This is a genomic window from Micromonospora endophytica (assembly GCF_003236305.1).
Taxonomy (GTDB): Bacteria; Actinomycetota; Actinomycetes; order Mycobacteriales; family Micromonosporaceae; genus Micromonospora; species Micromonospora endophytica.
The window spans coordinates 1-4,428 of the sequence record NZ_POTX01000355.1; the positions used below are offsets into that span (position 1 = coordinate 1).

At 66.2% G+C, this 4,428-nt stretch carries 4 protein-coding genes; all 4 read left to right on the forward strand.

Annotated elements, in window-relative coordinates; genetic code table 11:
- Window positions 1-1,137: hypothetical protein (locus C1I93_RS28810; protein WP_220039612.1), on the forward strand; the 1,137-nt coding region annotated here is incomplete at its 5' end.
- Window positions 1,138-1,145: 8 nt separating this feature from the next.
- Window positions 1,146-1,508: a hypothetical protein gene (locus tag C1I93_RS28815; RefSeq protein WP_223256706.1), complete on the forward strand. Its 363-nt coding sequence runs from the start codon at window positions 1,146-1,148 to the stop codon at window positions 1,506-1,508.
- A 261-nt stretch (window positions 1,509-1,769) separates the two neighbouring features.
- Window positions 1,770-2,528: a hypothetical protein gene (locus tag C1I93_RS28820; protein WP_146603602.1), complete on the forward strand. Its 759-nt coding sequence runs from the start codon at window positions 1,770-1,772 to the stop codon at window positions 2,526-2,528.
- 502 nt (window positions 2,529-3,030) lie between these two features.
- On the forward strand, window positions 3,031-4,428 hold a 1,398-nt coding region (locus C1I93_RS31825), incomplete at its 3' end, for a hypothetical protein (protein WP_181445374.1).

The following is a 4,428-nucleotide window of genomic DNA, read 5'->3' on the forward strand; positions in this document are numbered from 1 at the left end:
CCGCTAGCTGATATGGACGCCACCACAGCACAAGCCCGAAGATTCCCCCTCGTCGCCCGGCCCCGACCCTCCTGCATCCCGCTCCCCGAACGCGTCGCCGACATCAGCCGCCGCGCTGCCGCCGCCAACCGAGATCACGATGCCGCCGCCGCGTCAGCCGTGTTCAACCTCGCCGCGCTGCTGGCCTCCGACTGCGGGCTACCCAACCTGGCCCGCCAATGGTCAACACGTCTGGCCCGCGCCGCGCTCGCTCACCCTCCACAGGACTTCCGGACCGCAAGCCACAGCCTAGAGCCCGTCATCAATCTCGCGCGACTACGCACCCGCGCCGCAGACGGCACCGGCGCCTGGACAATCCTCCAACAGCTCCACCGGGCCGTCACCAACCGCACCGACACCAGCATCGACGGCATCACCGTCCCCGCCTCCCGCCTGGCACCCGACCGCAGCGAACACCGAGAACTCCGCCGCTGGCTGTGGGCGGTCCTGCTCTCCAGCGGCGCGCACGCCCTAGCCGTCGCCGGACGATGGGACGACGCCTACCACCAACTTCACCAAAACCACGGCATCGGCCGCCGCATGCTCGACGGCCGGCAGATCGCCGTCATCGCCCACACCCTCGCCGGCAGGCACAGCCACGCAATGACCCTGCTACGCGACACCAAGCCCGGCGAACCCTGGGAACACGCTGTCACCTGCCGCCTTGTCCTGCTCTGCCAGCAGGGCGCCACCAGTAGCAGGCAGCGCGACCAGGCCGTGCGCGCCTACCAAGCACTGACCCCCGCCGCAGAGGGCCTAGCCGTGTTCCACACCCGCCTCGGACTCTCCCTCATCGACGCCCTCGGCAGCATCCACCAGCCAGCAGCACAACCCATCGCCACCGACCTCATCAAGCGGGCCGCTGGGGACGGATACACAGCCCGAGACCTCCTCACCCACCCCGCCTGCCGCAGCCTCCTCACACCACGCCAGGCCGCGCAGCTCACGGACGTCGTTACCGCCTGCGGACTCGACACCGGCACCATCCCGACACCCCTGCTCACCGAACTCGCCCACGCGCTCGACACCGCCGAAGACACCCTCACCAGCACTTCCCCCGACACCAACCCCATCCACCCGCACCAAGCCCCGGGCTGATCGCCGCCGTGCAGCGCCTGGTCACCGCCACCGACGACACGACGCACAGCCCATTAGGCGCCGCCCCCGATCAGACGAGGGTCCATGAGCAAGCAGACAAAGACCTCGGGTTCCTCGACCGACACGGCGCACTGACCCGCGACCTGCGCGGCGTGCTGATCCACCACGTCCTGTTCCTGTTCAACCGGCTCGGCATCTCGGCCACCGATACCTGGCTCCTGGCCACAGCCGCCGTGCACGTCACCTTCCACCACTCGTCCGACATCCCACCCGGCTATCAACCTGCCGAGACGCTCCGAGTCACCGAGGCCGACTGCGAAGGTCGACACACTCCCCCGGGCGACGACACGCGCGCTCCGGTCCACATCTGACCAGCTCCGGCGGCCGGTTCCGACGGGGATTGCGCTGAGGCGCCTGGCCCAGTAGTGCTTTGCTAGGCTACCGTGCCGCGAGTTACCGATATTGGTGCGACTCGCACCGACAGCAGGTACGCCAATGAGAGTGGCATGCGAGTGCCGGTCGACCCGGGTCAGCAACGAGCGTCGGGTGTCGACACGGGTGTCGGTGGCGTCGCCTGTAGCCCCTGCCGAAACTGGGATGCCCGAATGGCCTCACGTCCGAATAATGAACGCGTGACGAACGAAGCTGAGAGCAGCGGCGATGAAGGGTTGCCCGCGTTCCGGCCGGCGCGAAAGCCGCGACCGATCTTTGCTGGTACCGCCGCCCATCGCTTCCCGGAGCTACGCGCGCCGCGTGCGCATCTCGATCGGTTGCGCGTTCACCATATCGACCTAGTGCGCCGCGTGCTTGAGGTCGACGGCGGCAAAATTTACCTGCCGGACCTCTTGGTTATGTCGATGATGCAGCGGAGCTACGGCCTGGTGGAAGCGGTCGTTGACTGCGTTGACGGTTACAACTTGGCGGCGGCGGCTCCATTACTCCGGATGCAACTCGACACCCTCGTGCGGGCTTGCTACGTGGCGCATGTTCCGGTGGCCGACGACGTGGTCACAGCGATGCTAAAGGGGACCGAGTTCCGCAGGATGAAGGATGCCGACGGGAAGCCGCTGACCGACGCGCGCCTGATCGAGCTTGCGGCGCCGCATCACCCGTGGCTTCCGCCGGTCTACAAAGAAACGTCAGGCTGGGTGCACCTCTCTCTCAATCATCTCCGCGCCGCGTGGCAGATTACCGGCGACCAGATCAGCTCTGGCGTTCCGCTCTGGCCCGACGTAATCCCCGGAAAGCTCTGGTTGGAGTTGCTGGAGGCGATGACCACGGCGACCGAGCAACTCTTTGGCTACGTCGAGATGTGGGAGAGCCGGAAGGGGCTACCGCTCGGGCAGGCGCGAGGATGGCCGGATGCTGAGCCTGAACCGAGCGCCAGATAGCAACCCTTGCTCGCTGCTGCACTACAGCCCAGATTGTGCAGGTCTCGCCGGAATCCTGGCGTCGGCCGACTACGCGCCGGTAGCGGGGAGTAGGCATTGGCACGGAGACTGGTGGGGCGATAGCCATCGGCACGCTGTTCCTCGGGGTTCGGGTCCATGCACTTTGGCGTGTACCTGACTAGTAGCGGAACTTGCACGCCGGCAGCGATGGCGCCGAACGCACCCGAGCCAGGAGAAGTGGGGCCGATAGCGACCCGGTCCTCGGCGCGTGGTCGCGCCTGCGATGACGGGTCAGCTTGCCACCAAGCCACGTGGCGAGGATCCAGCCGGCCGACTCGACCCGCTGGCCACCTCGCGGACGCGCGGGGAAGCGGGGCCAGGAGAAACTGAAGACAGGTCCACGTCGGTCTCGATGGTGCCAGAAAAGTGGAAACCGGGTCCGGAACAGGCGCGAACGAACGGCTGGCCTTGGCGGAGGGCTGGCACATTGTCCGCGCATGATATGACGGTCGATGTGACGGTGATCGCGGCCCTTCTGCTTCTCTGCATCATCGCTCTGATGGTCGGCTGGATGGTCGTCGCGTCGGCGTTCGGTGGCATGCTGCTCTGGACGGTGCAATGGAGATGCGTGTCGTCCGAGGCGTTTCAGCCGATCCGGCGTCACGGATTGCGGAGAGGCGGGTGGGAGTTACTCCTGTCGGCGGCTGGGCCCGGGGTTCTGCGCCGGCTGGTTGCGCGCGAGTCGTGGAGGCGTGTGCTGCTGCTGTTGCTGGTGCCGTTAGTTGGCTTCATGGTGCCGGTTAGTCTCCCCTATGTCGTCGTCCTTCTGGTGCCGGAATCCGTCGCGAGCGGTGAGTTCGGGCAGGCGATCGAGAGGGTCTGTCTCTTCACAGGATCTCTCGGCGCGTTGGTAGCGATTCGCGTCTTCTGTAAAGGTTTGCAATACATCGCGCAGCCCGACAAGCCACGCGGCAAGATTCCGGCCCTGCGTTTTCCCGACAGTCTGTCCAGCCAGGGTCGGCACCGGCTCGCCACGAACGCATTCTGGTACAGGGCGGTCGATACCGGCGAGTTGCTCGCTGGCACATATCCCGTCCTGGTCCTGTTTGCGGTGCTGGCCGACCTAAAGACTTTCACCGCGCAGCCGTCAGAGGCCGACACCTCGCTTCCGCCGCTTCTTGGCATCATCGTCGTCGTCCTGGCGTTGACGCCGTTGTTCATCCCGGCGCATATCGCTGCCTCTCGTCTGCGCCGTCGCCTTGCCGGATGGCAGTTGTCGGTGGAGATCTGTCAGGTGCTGGCACCGCCCCGCGAGCAAGAGGAGGACGACCCGCTGGAGCTTCCGGAAACCCTCAGCACGCTGGCCGACGCCCACCGCAGCCAGCTTGTCGAGATCGCTGTGCTACTCAATCAAACTGCAATGCTGTGGGACCGTCGACAATCACCAGGGTTCGCACCGCACCCTGCGGCGACCGTGCTTCGTGCCGTCGGCACGTCGATCCGCCGCCACCTGCAAAGCCCTCAATCGTGCGATCCCGCGCTCCCCGGTGACGTGCGAGAGACACTACGCATGGTGCTGGACCTGCTCGTAGAGCCGAACCGCCCATCGTTGTTGCGCGAACTCGCCTCCCGAGTCCAGGCGTTCGACGAAGACGGGAGGCCCGCCGTCGAGACATTCGTCAAGCCGCCCGGCCGCCTCGCAGTGGCCATGACGAGGCTGACCGACAGCACACAGCGAACCGCCGCCGTCCTAGCTGCAATGACCGGAATGGCGGGCCTGTCTCGCCAACGGTGTTTCCGGCGATCTTGGTTAGTAGGTTTCAGCGGTCGGGAAGCGGTCGCTGAAGGTGATGGCGAAGGCGTTCAGAGCGGGTTTCCAGCGCATCGTCCATCGGGTCCT